Source organism: Ralstonia chuxiongensis, assembly GCF_024158925.1.
GTDB lineage: Bacteria > Pseudomonadota > Gammaproteobacteria > Burkholderiales > Burkholderiaceae > Ralstonia > Ralstonia chuxiongensis.
Genome location: NZ_JAMYWC010000004.1, coordinates 306,227 through 322,278 on the forward strand (window position 1 = coordinate 306,227; position 16,052 = coordinate 322,278).

Sequence of the window (16,052 nt, forward strand, 5' to 3'; positions counted from 1 at the left end):
TCTCTTCTAAGGGGCTCAGTCCTTGTCGGCACCGGAGCCCTTGCCTCCAAACGAATACGTCAGGCCAATCCAGATCGCGCGTGGCGACGCCGGCGTCATGAACTGCTGCGTCGCCAGCGTGTAGATGCTCCGGGTGCCCGAGAGGCCGTATGTGGAATAGCGCTTGTTGAACAGGTTGCTGATGTACGCCGAGATTTCGAGGTTTCTCGTCGGCTTGTAGTGCAGGTTCAGATTGACGAGGCCGTAGCCGGCTACCTGGCCGTTCGGGTCGGCATTGCTTTCGTTGCCGTGCGCGATCTGCTTGCTGACCAGGATCACGTTCCCGCCCATCGACAGGTTCGGGCTGAAGGCGTACGACGCACCAAGCTTGAGCGTCTTTGCGGGGATGCCCGGGATCTTGTTTCCGCTGACGACGTTCTGCCCGCTGGCCGTGGTGAATGCCGACTTGTAGATCGCATCGACATAACCAAAGTTGGCCGACAACGACCACTTGTCGATCTTCGTGCTCGCGCCCAGTTCAAAGCCGCGCCGCTCCGTCTCGCCGACGTTGGCGAAGTAGCCGTACGTGTTTGACGTGGCGATGAACTGGATGTCATTGCTGAGGCGCGAGTCGTAGACAGACGCGCTCCAGTAGGTGGACTTGCCCAGCTTTCCGCGGCCGCCGAACTCGATGGTTTTGGCCACCACGGCTTTCAGGTCCGGATCACCGTTGAACCCGGTCGGCAGCGAGCACGGGCTGTTTGGATCGGCGCAAGACAACTCGATCGATGTCGGCGCGCGCATCGATTCGCTATAGCTGCCGAAGATGCCCTGCCCGGCTCCGAGGTCGTAGTTGAATCCCAATGCCGGGTTGAACCGGTGATAGTGATGCGAGCCGGCCAGACTGTTGGTTTCCGGCCCTGCCACCGCCCCGGCCGGCACACCGTTTGGGGTGGATGCTGCGCCCGATCCAGCGTTCGAATACCGATAGGCGTTCGCATAGCCGGGGTTGTAGTACGACACGCCCGATACGTCGTCCGTCCAGGAGTAGCCGCCGTCTCCATTCAGGTATTTGTTGTTGGCGCCCCCCTGGTTGAGCGTGGTGTAGTTGAAGCTTCCGGATGCCGTCACGCTCAGCTTTTCCGTCACGCTCAACGTATCGGTGAAATACGCGCTGAAGTTGTTGACGTTGGACGACAGGCTGACCGCGCCAATCACGTTGCTGCCCGTGAATGACGCCGGGTTCGACGCCGACGGTGCCAATCCATTGGCGGTGAATCCGTACTCTTGGTTGGGAATCACCACGGCCTGATAGTCGATCAATCGGGCGAGGTATGTGGTCTGGTCGTAGGTGATGCGCGAATGATCGAACGCACCACCAAACGTGAACGTATTGTTGTGTCCCGCCAATTGGCTGAAATTCGACCACTGCAGCGACGAGCCCACCGTGTCTTCATGCGTGGCGGAATCGACGACGCTCGTATTGATGGCGTTGGTCCAGCGGCCATAACCCAGCGCGAGCGCAGTGGCGCTGGTCACGGCATTCACCGCCGTGCCATTCGGCGCCTTGTTCGCGCATTTGTAGGCGGTGAGGCCACCTGCGGTGGTTGTTGCCAGCGAGCCATCGTCGTTGAAGCAGCCGTCGTCCAGCTGCGCGTTGCTGTTGACGTTATGCAGGTTGGCCTTGCGGTAGTAGAGGCTGCCGGCCAGCTGATTGGTGTCGTTCAGCCAATGACTGCCCTTCAGGTTCAGCATCGCCATCCGGTTTGAGATGGTGTCGGGCCACGTATAGGCCGCGCTGCGGTTCGCCATCATGTCCATCGGCAACGACTGCGTGCCGCTCAGCGAGGTATCTGCGAGCGCAGCCGACAGCTCCAGTTGGGTAGCGCCGTCGTTGCCGTGCCACCGCGCTTTCCCATACAGCTGCTTGACGTTCGAACCCGAGTGTTCGCGAAAGCCGTCCTGCCGGTCGAAGTTGCCGGCGACGAAGTAATCGGTGCCGTGCGCCTTGTCGACAATGCCGGTCTCGAAGCTCAGCGAGCGCCTCCCAAACGAGCCACCCAGGGCCTCGATCGACGTGCCGGCGTTGTCCTTTCCGTTTTTGGTGTTGACGACAAGCGCGCCACCCAAGGTATTGAGGCCGAACATCGGATTGGAGCCCGGCAGGATGTTGACGCTGGACATCGCATTCATGGGAATGAGATCCCAGTTGACGATGGAGCCGAAGGGCTCGTTCATCCGCACGCCATCAAAGTAGACCGACACGCCAATGGGCACGCCCAGCAGCGAAGACACCTGGAACCCGCGGTAATTGATGTCGTTCTGGTACGGATTGCCCGCCCCATTGCTGATGCTGACCTGGCCGAGGTTGTCGTTCAACAGGTCCGCCAGATTCGAGCTGCGTTGCTCGCGGGCATCCTTTGCACTGACGCGCTGGGCATTGGCGGGAAACTGCGACAGCGGGACACCAATGCTGTCGATCGGGGTCGAGCCGACGACCTGAGCGGTTGGCAACGCCACCGCAATGATCGGGTCCTCGGCAAGCGCCGGCGAGCACAGGCCCGCCGCAGCGAGCGCCGCCACCCCGCCGGCCAGACGCGGCGCGGCGTTACGCAGACGGCTGGCGTCCTTGCCCGAACGGCTGGTATTCGAATGCACGGAGTGTCTCCCTGGTGTTTCTCGTTCGCCGAGCCCGGGCGCGCCAACGGCACATCCCTAAGTCAAAGCGTGGCGAGAGCTATTGCCGGCTGGGAATCAGCGGCGATGGGGGTGACACCTGCGCGCGTTGCGGCAGTGCATGTGGTGGGCGCATGGCCATGTCTCCTCTTCTTTTTTCGCCGGCGAGGTCTTTGCCTCGCAGGTCAGCGGCTGGCGCACGGGTGTCGATGACCATGCGCCAGCCGTCCTGCTACACCATCAGAAGAAGCCGAGCGGCTTGGTGTCGTAGCTCACCAGCAGGTTCTTGGTCTGCTGATAGTGGTCGAGCATCATCTTGTGGGTCTCGCGGCCCACGCCCGACTTCTTGTAGCCACCAAACGCTGCATGCGCCGGATACAGGTGGTAGCAGTTCGTCCACACGCGCCCTGCCTTGATGGCACGGCCCACGCGGTACGCGCGGTTGATGTCGCGCGTCCACAGACCGGCGCCCAGGCCAAAGTCGGTGTCATTGGCGATCTGCAGGGCTTGCGCTTCGTCCTTGAACGTCGTCACGGCAATCACCGGGCCGAAGATCTCTTCCTGGAACACACGCATGCTGTTGTCGCCCTTGAGCAGCGTCGGCTTGATGTAGTAGCCCTTCGACAGATTGCCGGGCAGCACTTCCACGTCGCCGCCGACCAGACATTCGGCACCTTCCTCCTGCGCGATCTCCAGGTAGCTGCGGATCTTGTAGAACTGCTGCTCCGAAGCCTGCGCGCCAACCATGGTCTCGGTGTCGAGCGGGTCACCGCGCTTGATGGCGGCCACCTTGGTCATCACCGCATCCATGAAGCGGCTGTAGATGGATTCCTGCACCAGCGCGCGCGACGGGCACGTGCACACCTCGCCCTGGTTGAAGAAGCCCAGCACCAGGCCTTCGGCGGCCTTTTCGATGAAGCTCGGCTCGGCCTGCATGATGTCTTCGAAGTAGATGTTGGGCGACTTGCCGCCCAGTTCCACCGTCGACGGGATGATGTTTTCAGCCGCGCACTTCATGATGTGCGAGCCCACCGGCGTCGAGCCCGTGAAGGCGATCTTGGCGATGCGCTTGCTGGTAGCCAAGGCCTCGCCAGCTTCCTTGCCGTAGCCGTGCACGACGTTGAGCACGCCCGCCGGCAGCAAGTCGCCAATCAGTTCCATCAGCACGCAGATGCCCAGCGGGGTCTGCTCGGCCGGCTTGAGCACCACGCAGTTGCCGGCAGCCAGCGCCGGCGCCAGCTTCCATGCAGCCATTAGCAGCGGGAAATTCCACGGGATGATCTGACCGACCACGCCCAGCGGCTCGTGGATGTGATACGCCACCGTGTGCTCGTTGATTTCGGCAGCAGAACCTTCTTGTGCGCGAATGCAGCCTGCGAAGTAGCGGAAGTGGTCCACAGCCAGCGGGATGTCGGCGTTCAGCGTTTCACGCACGGGCTTGCCGTTGTCCCACGTTTCAGTCACGGCCAGCAGCTCGAGGTTCTGTTCGATGCGGTCGGCAATCTTCAGCAGGATCAGCGAGCGGTCCTGCACCGAGGTGCGTCCCCAGGCGTCAGCGGCAGCATGGGCAGCGTCGAGCGCGCGGTCGATGTCTTCAGCGGTCGAGCGCGGGAACTCGCCGATCACCTCGCCCGTCACAGGCGTGGTGTTGGTGAAGTACTGGCCCTTGACCGGCGACACGAATTCGCCACCGATGAAATTGCCATAGCGCGGCTTGAACGAAACGATGGCGCCGGGAGTGCCGGGATGAGCGTAACGCATGGGTTGTCTCCTGATGTTTGAGTGATGACCGCAGCGTCGTTGTCTGCGCTGTGTCCGCTCGTCATCTGCAAAACCCGGGCCATCCCCTGCGGTGGATGCTGCATCCACTCCCAATCGCCCGTTCACGCCGATTGGCTCGCCTGACTGTTCCAGAATGGAGCAACAGGTGTTGCAAAGCTCAACGCCCCATCACCTGAACAGCCGAGGGATGTGCGTGCGGACCCACCGCGTGCATGGCATGACTTTCGCAACACGGGCCGTTCATCTGAACCTTGCAAGGCACACGATGAGAACGGCCTTACTCCATGCTGCCGCTGCCACGCTGGCCGTTGCGTGCCTCTCCTGGCCGGCCCGCGCCGATACGAACATTGACCCGGCAGGCTCGCCGCTCTGGCCGACGATTCAGCAGGAGGTGTTTGGCGCGGCGCCAACAACGTTCGACAGCCGCATCAGGATCACTGGGCCCGCGTTTGCAGAAGACCCGATGCAGGTGCCGATTGCGTTTGACGCGTCGGCGCTCGGCAAGGTGGAGCGCATCGTCGTCGTGGTCGACAGCAACCCGATCCGCAAGGTGCTGGAATTCGCGCCCATGCACGTGCGCCCGGCGCTGTCGTTCCGGTTCAAGCTGCAGGAGGCCTCTGCGGTGCGCGTGGCGGCGCGTACGCAGGACGGTGTTTGGCATGTCGGCACCTTGCAGGTGGACGCCACCGGCGGCGGCTGCACGCTGCCCGGGGCCACCCGCCAGAACTCCACGTGGAGCACCACGCTGAACCAGGTGGAGTCGCGCGTGTTTCCGGGCTTCAACGGCGCAGGCAGCCGCATCCGCCTGCGCGTGATGCATCCGATGGACACGGGCTTGGTGGCGGGCATTCCGTCCTTCCATATCGAGCAGCTCAACCTGCTCGATGCCCGGCGTCAGCCCATGCTTGAACTGGCGCTGTTCGAACCCGTGGCCGAGAACCCGATCTTCTCGTTCGATCTGGAGGGCCCTGTTGAACGCGGCATCAGCGTGGCCGGCGTCGACAACAATGGCAACCGCATCCGCGCACAGGTGACACGATGAGCCGACGGCAACAACGGTTTGGCTTCCTGCTCTGCCTCGCGATGTTGGCCGGCCTCGCACGCGCTGAGGGCCCCGATTACCACCTCGTACCGCACGCAATTGCGCCCGGCGTCTGGGTGCTGGAAGGCGCCAACGCAGATTTCTCGGCGCGCAACGGCTGCAACATCATCAACACCGGCTTTATTGATACCGGCGACGGCGTGCTCGTCATCAACACAGGGCCGTCGCTGTTGTACGGCGAACAGCAGCGCCAGGCCATCCGCACGGTCACATCGGCGCCGGTGCGCTGGGTGTTCAACCTCAACCTGCATCCCGACTATTTCTTCGGCAACCAGGCTTATGCGGATATCGGTGCACAGGCGCTGCCGGGCACCATTGCGGGGGCGCAACGGGAGGGCGCGGCCTATGCCGACAATCTCTACCGTATCTGCGGCGCGTGGATGCAGAACACGGTATCCACACCGCCCAGCGTGCCATTGACGCCCGGCACACGCGCCATGGGCAGCCACCGCATCGACCTCATCCGGCTCGACGGGCATACCGATGACGATCTCGTCCTGGTGGACCGGACCAGCGGTGTCGTCTTCGCCGGCGGCATTGCCTTTCGAGACCGGATTCCCACGACGCCGCACGCCAACATTGCGCATTGGCTGGCCAGCCTGGACGCGTTGCAGAAGATCGTTGCCGACAGCGGTGCGCGCGTGTTGATCCCCAGCCACGGGCCCGCGCTCGGCAAGGCCGATGCCATTGCACAGACACGCCGGTACTTGCAGTGGCTCGAGGCTCGCATGCGCCGCGCGGCCGCAGAAGGACGCGACCTTGCAGAGGTGATTGCCATGCCGGTAGACGCGCCCTACGCGCAATGGGGCGGAATGCCCGCGGAGTACGTGCGCAACGTGACGCGCTTCTACCCACGCTACGAGAACGCCGCGCTGGCGCCCTGACATGGCGCCAGACCCCGCGCGGCGACGCTGGATGCGCATCATGCTCGCGACCCTGATCAATCCTGCGCCGACGGCGTCTGCGGCACCTGCCCGCGTTACGCTGTTGCGCCTGCAGGATAGCCTGTACGCTGCGCGCGCTGTCAACGCAGAGGCCTCGCGCGCGAATGCCGGAGAAGTCGTGCCCACCCTGGTGCACACGACCGGCAACGGCGTGCTCGTGGTGGACCCTGGCCCGCACGCGCGATGGGGACACCATCTGATCGCGGCCATCCGGCACATCACGGCGGAACCCATCCGTTGGGTGGTCAACACGCACGCGCACCCGGAGCACGTGCTCGCCAACGCGGCGTTCGCGCAACTGCAGCCGCGCCCTGCGTTCCTGGCTTCGGCGGCCACCGCCGACCTGATGCGCCAGCGTTGCGAAACCTGTCTGGCCCGGCTGACCGCCCTGCTGGGTGCGCGCGTCATGCAGGAAACGCAGATCATCTATCCCGAGTCCGCATTGCGCGATGGCGACTGGCTGCACACGGGCAAGACAGCATGGCAAGTCCATGTCTGTACGGCTGCGCACAGCGCTTCCGACACGGTGCTGTACGCGCCGCAGCGCGGCGTGCTGTGCACCGGTGGCTTGGCATATCGGCAGCGCATTCCAGACCTGCAGGACGGCTCGCTGATCGGTTGGCGCCAGGCATTGCATGCGCTTGCGCACCTGCCAGTCAACATCGTCGTCGGCACCGCCATCGGCACACCGGCGCAGATGCTGCAACCGACGCTGGCCTATCTCGACATGCTCGACAGCGCGATCACGCGCGCCATTGAAGCCGGTGGCGACGCAGCGCGCGCGCTCGCGTACGTCCCGGGCGACGCCTATCGCGACTGGCGCAACTTCGACCCCCGTCATGCGCTGAACGTGGGACGTGCGTGGCGCGAGCTCGAAGATCGCTGGATGCAAAGCGCGCCAAGGGTCTGACCGCGGCTGCTCCACTGCGCAACAGAGAGCGGACATGTGTTGCACCAACTGTCCCGCCACGCCACATCACACGCACAGCCGCGGGCATCCGCAAACGTTAGGCAACTGACTGCAACTCCGTGCAATGCGCGACGAACGTCGTGGTACGCATATTGCAAAGTCCCGCCGACGTTGAGCGCGCGCCCCGCGTGTTTAGCGCCAACACCGCATGCGTCCGAGCCAATTCAATGGACGCATCACACAACGACAATACGGAGACAACATGCAGAACACACGCCTTCGACCCTGCGTCCTGACCGCCCTTGCAGCCGCCCTCGGCTGCGCAGCGAGCGGCGCCATCGCGCAATCGTCGGTCACGATCTACGGCACAGTCGATGCCGGACTCCAGTATCAAAACCGCAGCGCAGCCGGCGGCAGCATCACGGAGATGCATTCGGGCGGTATCAGCCCAAGCATCTGGGGCCTCAAGGGATCGGAAGACCTGGGCAGCGGCCTGAAGGCCAACTTCAACCTCGAAGGGCATTTCAGCAGCGACACCGGCACGCTCACCACCGGCCCCGGCTTCAGCTCCGAGCTGTTCCGCCGGCAGGCGAACGTCGGCCTGAGCGGCAACTGGGGCGCGGTCACGCTGGGGCGCCAGTACAGCCCGGCGCTCATCGGCACGATCGGCACGGAAGCGCGCGGCTTCAAGGAGCAGTTCTCGAATCTGTACGGCTGGGCCTACAACCAACTGCCCGCACCGGGCAACGCGATGGGCGCCGGCACCAACCCCGGCAACGACGTCGGCGTGTTCATTGGCAATGCACTGCAGTACTCCAACAACTTCGGCCCCGTGTGGCTGGGCGTTGCGTACTCATTTGGCGAGACCGCCGGCAGCTTCAAGCGCGGCAATGAACTCTCGCTGGGTGCCACGTACACGGGCCCGGTCACAGTCGGCCTCGGCTATCAGTCAACGGCGGACAGCGGCACGGGCGAGACCCTCAGCCGCTTGTGGAGCGCAGGCCTGGCCGTACCGTTCGGTGCCTTCACGGGCCGGGTGAACTACATTGGCGTGACCAACAACGCGCCGAGTGGCCAACGCGTATCGGACGTCAAATCGATCGGCGCCGGGCTCGACTACAAGTGGAGCCCCGCCAATACCGCCACGCTGGCCGGCTACTACAGCAAGTACGAAAGCAGCGCGCACGACAGCTCCACCAAGTCGATCGTGCTGAGCAACGACTACGCATTCTCCAAACGCACCACGCTGTATGCGCAGCTCGTGTACGTCAATGCGGGCGCGGTGGGCACAGCCGATCCGCTGGAAAGCCTCAAAACTTCCATCGTTGCGGGCGGCACTGCGCCGGGCGCGAAGACGGTGCTGGCAGGTGTGGGGCTGAAGCATTCGTTCTGAGCCATACCTGAGCGGGAAGAAACCCTTGGCCAACACCAAGGGTTTTTTTCGCCCTCAGATACGAAGCATGAATCCTGACGCAGCGCATGGTCTGGGCGGCCGATCCGCGCTACGCTCGCGTATCGTCAACATCACGATTTTTGCCTGCCGGGGGCCAACCGGGGGCGCTCATTGGAGGAGCCTTGATTCGCGTCCTGCCTGCCTTTGTATTGGGCACGCTTAGCTCAGTCCTGCTGGCCCTGAACACACTGTTCTGGAGCGTGCCGCTGTTCACGCTCTCGGCGTTCAAGCTGCTGGTGCCGGCAGCGGCAGTCCGCCGCCGGATCGACCCCATGCTCAATTGGGTCGCCACATGCTGGATCGGTTGCAACAACGCCTGGATCGGCGTGCTGCAACGCGAGCCGTGGAGCGTTGAAGGTGCCGACAACCTGCGCTACGCGGGCTGGTACCTGGTCAACTGCAACCATCGGTCGTGGGTGGACATCTTTGTGCTGCAGCGGGTGTTGAACCGGCGCATACCGCTGCTGAAATTCTTCCTCAAGCAGCAGTTGATCTACGTGCCGGTCATCGGTCTGGCCTGGTGGGCGCTGGATTTCCCGTTCATGCGTCGGCACTCCAAAGCGGCGCTGCGCAAACACCCCGAACTGCGCAATCAAGACCGCGAAACCACGCGTCGCGCTTGCGCCAAGTTCGCCCATGTGCCGACCAGCGTCATGAACTTTGCCGAAGGCACGCGATACACCCCCGCAAAGCACCAGACGCAATCGTCGCCCTATCGCCATCTGCTCAAGCCAAAGGCCGGCGCGCTGGCCTTGACGCTCAATGCCATGGGTGGGCGGTTCCAGTCGCTGCTCGATATCAGCATTGCCTACCCAGACGGCACACCGAGCTTCTGGCAACTGGCCAGCGGCCGGGCCGGTCGGGTGATGGTGCATATCCGCGAGCTGCCGATCCCACCGGATTTCTGCACGCACGACTACAGCACCGACGCCGCCTTCCGTAGCGATTTCCACCGCTGGCTCGCCCAGCTCTGGGAAGAGAAGGACCAGCAGATCGAAAACATGTTGGCGCGGGCGGCAAACCGGGCGGCGTGACCGCCGGTGTCGACGCTTTTTCGCCAGACGAAATCTAAGCGCCAAACAAAAAGCCCCTTGGTCGTAAAACCAAGGGGCTTTTGCTACTGCTGGCGGAGAGGGTGGGACTGTATCGTGCGCCCCACCTTTTCCCATATAGATCAATGCTTTGCAGCCCTCACTAGGAGTCGAACGTACCACGCTGTGTGTACCAGTTCAACATTGAAACCAGTTGCAAAATCGACGAAACCCGTAATAGACAGACCGCAGCCTGACCGACCGATTCCAACTTCGGCCGTTGGCTACCGGCGCATAAGTTACTAACTACCGACACCATCCATCCGCGCCAACGCTCACGGAAAAAAAAAACCGCACGTCGCGAGAGGTGCGGTTTTACATGTTGAATCGGCTTACGGAGCCAAACTCGGATTAGCGTACGTCAGAAACAGGGAGGTCAACCAAGCCGTTAGGCCGTGGCGAACCAGTTGTGCTGCGGGTTTGAAGTATTTGGTCATAGTTTTAGCCTTGTTGACAGAGGATTTAGTGATTGAACGCTTGTTTGTGCGCTGTCCGGGCTTTTGCTTCTGAACCACATGCTTCTTTGGCTTGATGCCAACCGCCCTGCGGGCGGTCTTCTTGCTAGTTGCTTGCTGCTGTACGCTTTGCGTCGGTGCTTCGTGCTGCACGGTGACGCATGTCACATTTGCCTGAGTTTGGGCGAAGCTCGTCGGCTCCGTAAGCTGACTCAAACCATCCACTTCTCAAAGTGGACCATAATTATACGCAAAAACCCTCGCCTTGCATAGAAGCACTGCCGCACTTTATTAGCCCAGCATTCTCCTGCCCGCGACGGGCACCTCGCCAAAGCGCCCCGTATCCACACCGACTGCTGGGCGTCAATGTCGGCACACCAAATGAATTGACGCCGCAACGCCGGTGGACGGTGCCGCTTCACCCGCCGGTCACGATACCCATTAAGTTTCCGGCGGTAGCGCCGTTACCCCAATATAACCGGTAGCGCCGGCATATTTTCACGGAAACAATTATATAAAAAATAAAATAAATGAACATTCAAAGTATCATAACTTATATTCTTGTCGCCCTGTATGGCATCATGCTTATTCTGGGCATTTTCATAATCACATTCTCCGCAATTCGAGCAATAAAATCTCGGGAAGCAATTAGGAATAAAATAACAGCCAAACTTGAGGCGAACATCAAACTCACCTCAGATGATCTCGTCAATATGGGGAAAGGTTTAAATTTAAATAGAGAAAGTGTTGCTAAATGTTTGAATCAATTACTTGCCGACGAGGCAGATGCACAGCGCTTTCTTGACATAAGGAGACTCGTCTCTGAAATGGAAAAAGAGGAGCCATTTAACGATCTTCCGGGTGAGGTCAAGCCGTCCCTGCTTAGACTAAGCGAGCTTGCCGACGCATCCCAGGTAAAGAGCGATCAACTGGTCTTGATTCCGATTCAGAAAACGCTTGCGTCCTATGTCGAGCTAAAGGACGAAGTCGCGAAGGGACGTAAGGTTGGGCGTTTCATGAACATGGTAGCGGTACTCGGGTTCATAATAGGTGCCTGGGGTCTCTATCTGACAGCCAAGAGCCCTGATGCAAAAGATATCGACGCCATTGTTCGCCGAGCAATGCTCTCCGTATCCACCTCCGGTATCAATCAAATAACCAAAGAAACAGATTCGCACGCGACCCTCGGAAAGGCGCCATAATTAGTTTCGCCAACACAAAGGCTGAATACCAAGGAAATTCTGCGAACATGGGTGACCAACCAACATGGTGGAAGTACGTTGTGGACTGCGCGCAGATTGCGTCGGCCATCGGGACGTGCGGTGCGGTCATCGTTTCCCTCTGGCTCGCCAATCGAAAGCCCAAGCCAGAACTTCAGCTGACAGTCGGACTGAGAATCCTGATTGGAGGCGGATTGTCCGGGCCGCCATGGCCTGAATTTTTGTGTATTAGTGTCGTCAACATAGGTAATACGCCCGCTACCGTCGACGGCTTCTCATGGAAGCCATCTCGGCGCGCAAAGGTCGCTGGTTATCAGAATGTGGAATCTCCGGCGCCGTACGCCCAGAATCCACGTTTACCGCTGACACTGCAACATGGGCAAAGTGCAACGTTCTTCATCGAAGCTGGCCAGGATCGCGGTTGGTTCAAATCGGTCGAGCAAGACGGATTCTTTGACGAGATTTTGGTCAGCCGGAAGCGGCTGGACAAATTGTGTCTGCATGCCTTTACCAGTGTCGGCGTAGTTGCAAAAGCCAAGCCTGCCACCGATGTCCTAGATCGCCTCTGGGCGGCGATACAAGTGCACAGAACGCGTACCGCATCTTGACCTGTTCCAATGCCGCGCGCCGTAACACCTTCACATAGCCCTTACCGCAGGAACCTGTTGGCGCGCCGAGTCACGAGAGGGCCGTCAATGCTGGCGAAGCTCGTGCCGTAGTTCAACACAAGCCCCTCCTACGGCCAAAGCAATCCGAGCAAGCCTCATCGGCATTGGGGCGCTATGCTGTATCTCGATATGGTTGTCTTGGCTTTCGGGCTACCACATTCCTTCTATTAAAGAGCTGGCGAGTATCACGCCGAACGCTCTGAAAGGACTCGCTGCGTCATGATCCCCACTCGGGTAGGAAAGCTGAAATTTATCGTCGAGGAAATGCAGCTGGCATTTCACCTCGCCATGCACGTGACTGACCCCTTCGTCGCGCGCACACTGGCCCGCCACATTCTTGTTCGCGCAGAAAATTTTATCGAGCACGCTCGGGGCCTGCGCAAGCCGCTCAAAAACGCGGGCCATGACATTCGCGACTTCCATAAAACCAAAGAAGCCTACGCCTCGGCCTTCGAAGAATACTTCCAGGTTGCAAGGCACAAGCTAGGTGCTCATGTACAGGATTTTGACTTCGGGAAGCGCATCGAGCTTTGGAACGAGATCGAGATCGTTAAGATCGGCTACTTCGTCGATGGCGCACTGCAAATTTACCGCAGCCTCGCTGCCCTGAGCTTGCCGGGATACGTTACCTACGCCGAGCCGACCGAGCTCACCGATCCGAGCGTCTTGGAATCCCTTGGTCAGTTTCAGCAGGCCATCAACAATGGCAGTGGGATCGAAATGGGGACCGATCCGCTCGCTATGACACGAAATAACACGAGTGCAGTCCTAAACATGACCCCCGTCCATCAACGCGCGGGGCAACTGGCACTGATCCGCCGTTGGATTGCCATGCAGAGGGAAATTCTTCGCTGGATGGGCCCTCAAATCCGCATTGCCCGCATACTCAAGGCGCGCATTGTCACTGATCTCGTCAGCTTTTGTGATTGTCTTGTGACTCGCACAGTTCCCCCGGGTGCGCTGCAAGAGATGGAGGGGCTGGACAAACTTATCGTCGCCAGCGGTCAGTCGTCTGCCACCATCGACAACTTCGTTGCAGCATCGAATTTTCAGGCTGAGCTCCAAGTAGCTAGGACCATTCGCGACAAGATTGGGGCTCATCTCGAAATCAGTGACAGCTATACCCTTGCAGGACTTTCGACCGACCTGGATACCTATGACCTAGTCGAGGGATTGAATTTCTATGGACGCGTTGGCGCGGCCTTTACTAAGACCTGCCATAGCATCCTTTTCTTGCGCTTGTATGCTGCCGACGGCCAGCGCCTGCACGGGGTGAGTGCGGCCATGGCACCGGCTGCCCCATATGCCGGCAATTCCATCGAGGGACCACCTGCGCCCCCAACACCGCTACCAATCGACGACGTAGAAAGTTACCGTACGAATCTCGCCCGTTGGCTTGATAGCAACGATGAGCGGAGAGCGGAGGCTAGTCATTTCTTCGGTCAAGCCTTTCTAGGTTCGCAGGTCATTGAGACACTTGACGAAGTCGAACGGTTTGGCGCGGGACAACGCAGCCCAGAGAGCGAGTTTCGAAAAGCCCACGGATTCCTCCTTTCAACGCTGGTCAACGGAATTTCAGACTTTGACTTCCAAGGCGTGCTTGAACTTGTCCTTTCATGCCGCAACGGCTCGCCTTACCCGCTCGCTGAACTTCTCGTCCGCTACGGCAGTGACGCTTCCGAGTTCAGACAATGGTGGATTTGCTCAGCGCTCGGAGAGATTGGCAGCGCTCCACACGCGACTGTGAGCCAATTTCTTGAGACGCGAACCTATTCGCGCAACTGGCCAATTCGCTTTCAGGCCACTCTTGCTCGTTTCAAAACGTTTGTGAAGGCGGAGGGAACCTTTCGGCTCAATCATAAGGGGCAGACGCGCGTCGACTACGACACCTTCGTAGGTTCGCTGACTACTTCTATGACGGAATTCGAGCAGTTCGTTTGCGTGCTCGCGTTTGCCAGTATTCTGAGTGGCCCAAGAGTTGGCTCTCTGTCCTCCCCCTTCCACGGTAACTATGCGGAACTTCAGAAGAAAATTGAAGCACTCATCGTTCCCCTATTGAAAGACGATAGTGACAAGGGATCAAAGAGAACTACGCTGCACGACCTGATCCAGACCAACGACTACGTTGGCGTATGCGTTCTCGTAGCAATAGAGCTCGGCGACCAACACCCTTGGCACACTGTATTGGTAGATTGTTGTTGCAATGGCTCAATCGCAGATGCGGGCCATGACCAGGCTGCTCGCCACCTCGCAATGTGCTTTCTTCTCAGGAAAGAACATCATCTCGCATATGAGATCGTCGAAGGGATCGCGTCTAGAAGCCCCGATTGGGTGGACATTCAGGTCCTTGCGGCCGAAATTCTCGGTGAAACACCTGAGGCTGAAGAGCAGGCAAAACAAAGAATCTCCAGTATCCGGCGCACGTACAAGCTAACTTCCGATTTGGATGCGCGGCTGTGCGCTATCGAAACGGAAATCGAGAAAAGATAGGGGATGCCTCATTCATCCGGTTTCCGCTGTGTGGGTACGAGACTTTGCAACGGGTTGCAAATTTTGCGTCGACGAGTCAGAAGGCTGTTGGCTGCATTCGGTTGCGCACTCGCATGATTGTTTGGCGGCTAGTGCCCATATCCCGCGCGATAGCTGCGATGGCGTGGCCTTGAACCAATCGATCCTGAACCGATCTTTCCTGTTTGGCGTTTAGTGCGTGCGGGCGGCCCAGCACCTTGCCATTGTCCTTCGCGCGGGCGAGCCCAGCGGCCGTGCGCTCCAGCAACAGATCACGTTCAAACTCCGCCATGGCTGACAGTACCGACATAGTCATCTTGCCGGCGGCGCTCGTCAGATCGGCCCCGCCGAGCGCCAAGCAGTGGACGCGCACGCCGATACCCTGAAGGTCCTCGACAGTGGCGCGCACGTCCAACGCGTTGCGCCCGAGACGGTCTAGCTTGGTCACCACTAGCACGTCCCCCGACTCCAGGCGATCGTGCAGCTTGGCGAAGCCTTCGCGCTGCCTCGCCGCGACAGAACCGGATACAACCTCGGCCACCACGCGACGTGACTCAATGTTATAGCCGGCGGCCCGTATCTCGTGCACTTGGTTCTCAGTGGTCTGCTCGGCGGTGGACACCCGGCAATACGCAAAGACTCGGCTCACTCCCACTCTCCTGTACGAAAACCATGCTCAAAACATTAACAGCGTACGGAAGTAGGTCAAGCAGATATGTGAACAGGGCTAGTGGAGGTGTTCAAAAACGACCGTCTTTGGACGCTAGCGGACCTCATGTCGTTGTCAACACGCGGATTTTGCCGAGGTGCGGCAGCCCCTGCCCGAAAGTCGAACGAGAGGTCCACGCGCCGAGTTCATCCCTGTGAGCTACTTCCCACCAAGTACATCTTGAATTCGGCTCCGATGCCCTGACTTCCTGTGACCCGACAATCATGAGGAGGTTAGAAATGCCTGTAGTAGATCGCAGTAGCCAACGCGCCACTGGGGACGCGACTCAGTCCCACACCACGGTGCGCGCTCAATACAAGGGGAAGAAGGTCAAGTTGAAGTCAGGAGGCCCCGAGATGACCGTTAACGAGGTCGTCCCCTCACCGCTTGGGATCGTGCTCGCCTGCGCTTGGTTCGACGACACTCGCTTGAGCAAGGACACATTTTCGCTCGAAGCTGTCGAACTCGTACCCTAACTGATCGTCGAATAAAAACTGTATGTTGAGTAGTAGAGGTGACGCCCGGTGAGTTCATGCTACCGGGCGTTTTTACTTG

General features: G+C 60.0%; 12 protein-coding genes. 9 read left to right on the plus strand and 3 right to left on the minus strand.

The features are described from left to right. Window positions 1-15: 15 nt before the first annotated feature. Complete coding sequence (locus NKG59_RS14845) at window positions 16-2,637, minus strand: TonB-dependent receptor (RefSeq protein ID WP_253538140.1); 2,622 nt, start codon at window positions 2,635-2,637, stop codon at window positions 16-18. Window positions 2,638-2,895: 258 nt separating this feature from the next. Next, window positions 2,896-4,416 carry an acetaldehyde dehydrogenase ExaC gene (gene exaC, locus NKG59_RS14850; RefSeq protein ID WP_045205996.1) on the minus strand — a complete coding sequence of 507 codons (1,521 nt, stop codon included), beginning with the start codon at window positions 4,414-4,416 and terminating at the stop codon, window positions 2,896-2,898. 286 nt (window positions 4,417-4,702) lie between these two features. Here exaC and NKG59_RS14855 point away from each other — a divergent pair, with 286 nt between their 5' ends. The 8 genes from NKG59_RS14855 (at window position 4,703) to NKG59_RS14890 (ending at window position 14,770) form a co-directional block, all read left to right on the plus strand. Then, entirely contained in the window at window positions 4,703-5,479 is a 777-nt protein-coding gene (locus NKG59_RS14855) for a quinoprotein dehydrogenase-associated SoxYZ-like carrier (RefSeq protein WP_253538143.1), read from the plus strand. Next, window positions 5,476-6,423, plus strand: coding sequence for a quinoprotein relay system zinc metallohydrolase 1 (locus NKG59_RS14860; protein ID WP_253538146.1), 948 nt, complete (start codon window positions 5,476-5,478; stop codon window positions 6,421-6,423). Before NKG59_RS14855 ends, NKG59_RS14860 begins: the two co-directional genes overlap by 4 nt. Window positions 6,424-6,463: 40 nt before the next feature. Beyond that, complete coding sequence (locus NKG59_RS14865; RefSeq protein WP_253538149.1) at window positions 6,464-7,393, plus strand: MBL fold metallo-hydrolase; 930 nt, start codon at window positions 6,464-6,466, stop codon at window positions 7,391-7,393. A gap of 262 nt (window positions 7,394-7,655) precedes the next feature. Beyond that, entirely contained in the window at window positions 7,656-8,786 is a 1,131-nt protein-coding gene (locus tag NKG59_RS14870; RefSeq protein ID WP_253538152.1) for a porin, read from the plus strand. 182 nt (window positions 8,787-8,968) lie between these two features. Continuing rightward, window positions 8,969-9,880, plus strand: coding sequence for an acyltransferase (locus tag NKG59_RS14875; protein ID WP_253538155.1), 912 nt, complete (start codon window positions 8,969-8,971; stop codon window positions 9,878-9,880). Window positions 9,881-10,922: 1,042 nt separating this feature from the next. Next, on the plus strand, window positions 10,923-11,594 hold the full coding sequence (locus tag NKG59_RS14880) for a hypothetical protein (protein ID WP_253538158.1): 672 nt from the start codon (window positions 10,923-10,925) through the stop codon (window positions 11,592-11,594). 47 nt (window positions 11,595-11,641) lie between these two features. Continuing rightward, window positions 11,642-12,220, plus strand: a complete 579-nt coding sequence (locus tag NKG59_RS14885) for a hypothetical protein (RefSeq protein WP_253538160.1) — start codon at window positions 11,642-11,644, stop codon at window positions 12,218-12,220. A 279-nt stretch (window positions 12,221-12,499) separates the two neighbouring features. Further along, window positions 12,500-14,770, plus strand: coding sequence for a hypothetical protein (locus NKG59_RS14890; protein WP_253538163.1), 2,271 nt, complete (start codon window positions 12,500-12,502; stop codon window positions 14,768-14,770). Window positions 14,771-14,846: 76 nt separating this feature from the next. Here NKG59_RS14890 and NKG59_RS14895 read toward each other — a convergent pair whose 3' ends face one another. After that, window positions 14,847-15,437 carry a recombinase family protein gene (locus tag NKG59_RS14895; protein WP_253538165.1) on the minus strand — a complete coding sequence of 197 codons (591 nt, stop codon included), beginning with the start codon at window positions 15,435-15,437 and terminating at the stop codon, window positions 14,847-14,849. Between the two features lie 299 nt (window positions 15,438-15,736). Between NKG59_RS14895 and NKG59_RS26520 the strand changes: the two genes are divergently transcribed. Next, window positions 15,737-15,973: a DUF2158 domain-containing protein gene (locus NKG59_RS26520; RefSeq protein WP_420804032.1), complete on the plus strand. Its 237-nt coding sequence runs from the start codon at window positions 15,737-15,739 to the stop codon at window positions 15,971-15,973. Window positions 15,974-16,052: the final 79 nt, after the last annotated feature.

What these genes read in the sequence shown, in the direction of transcription:
- exaC (WP_045205996.1), bottom strand. Translation starts at nt 4,416, where the DNA reads ATGCGTTACGCTCATCCCGGCACTCCCGGCGCCATCGTTTCGTTCAAG.
- NKG59_RS14855 (WP_253538143.1), top strand. Translation starts at nt 4,703, where the DNA reads ATGAGAACGGCCTTACTCCATGCTGCCGCTGCCACGCTGGCCGTTGCG.
- NKG59_RS14890 (WP_253538163.1), top strand. Translation starts at nt 12,500, where the DNA reads ATGATCCCCACTCGGGTAGGAAAGCTGAAATTTATCGTCGAGGAAATG.
- NKG59_RS14880 (WP_253538158.1), top strand. Translation starts at nt 10,923, where the DNA reads ATGAACATTCAAAGTATCATAACTTATATTCTTGTCGCCCTGTATGGC.
- NKG59_RS26520 (WP_420804032.1), top strand. Translation starts at nt 15,737, where the DNA reads ATGCCTGTAGTAGATCGCAGTAGCCAACGCGCCACTGGGGACGCGACT.
- NKG59_RS14860 (WP_253538146.1), top strand. Translation starts at nt 5,476, where the DNA reads ATGAGCCGACGGCAACAACGGTTTGGCTTCCTGCTCTGCCTCGCGATG.
- NKG59_RS14885 (WP_253538160.1), top strand. Translation starts at nt 11,642, where the DNA reads ATGGGTGACCAACCAACATGGTGGAAGTACGTTGTGGACTGCGCGCAG.
- NKG59_RS14870 (WP_253538152.1), top strand. Translation starts at nt 7,656, where the DNA reads ATGCAGAACACACGCCTTCGACCCTGCGTCCTGACCGCCCTTGCAGCC.
- NKG59_RS14865 (WP_253538149.1), top strand. Translation starts at nt 6,464, where the DNA reads ATGCTCGCGACCCTGATCAATCCTGCGCCGACGGCGTCTGCGGCACCT.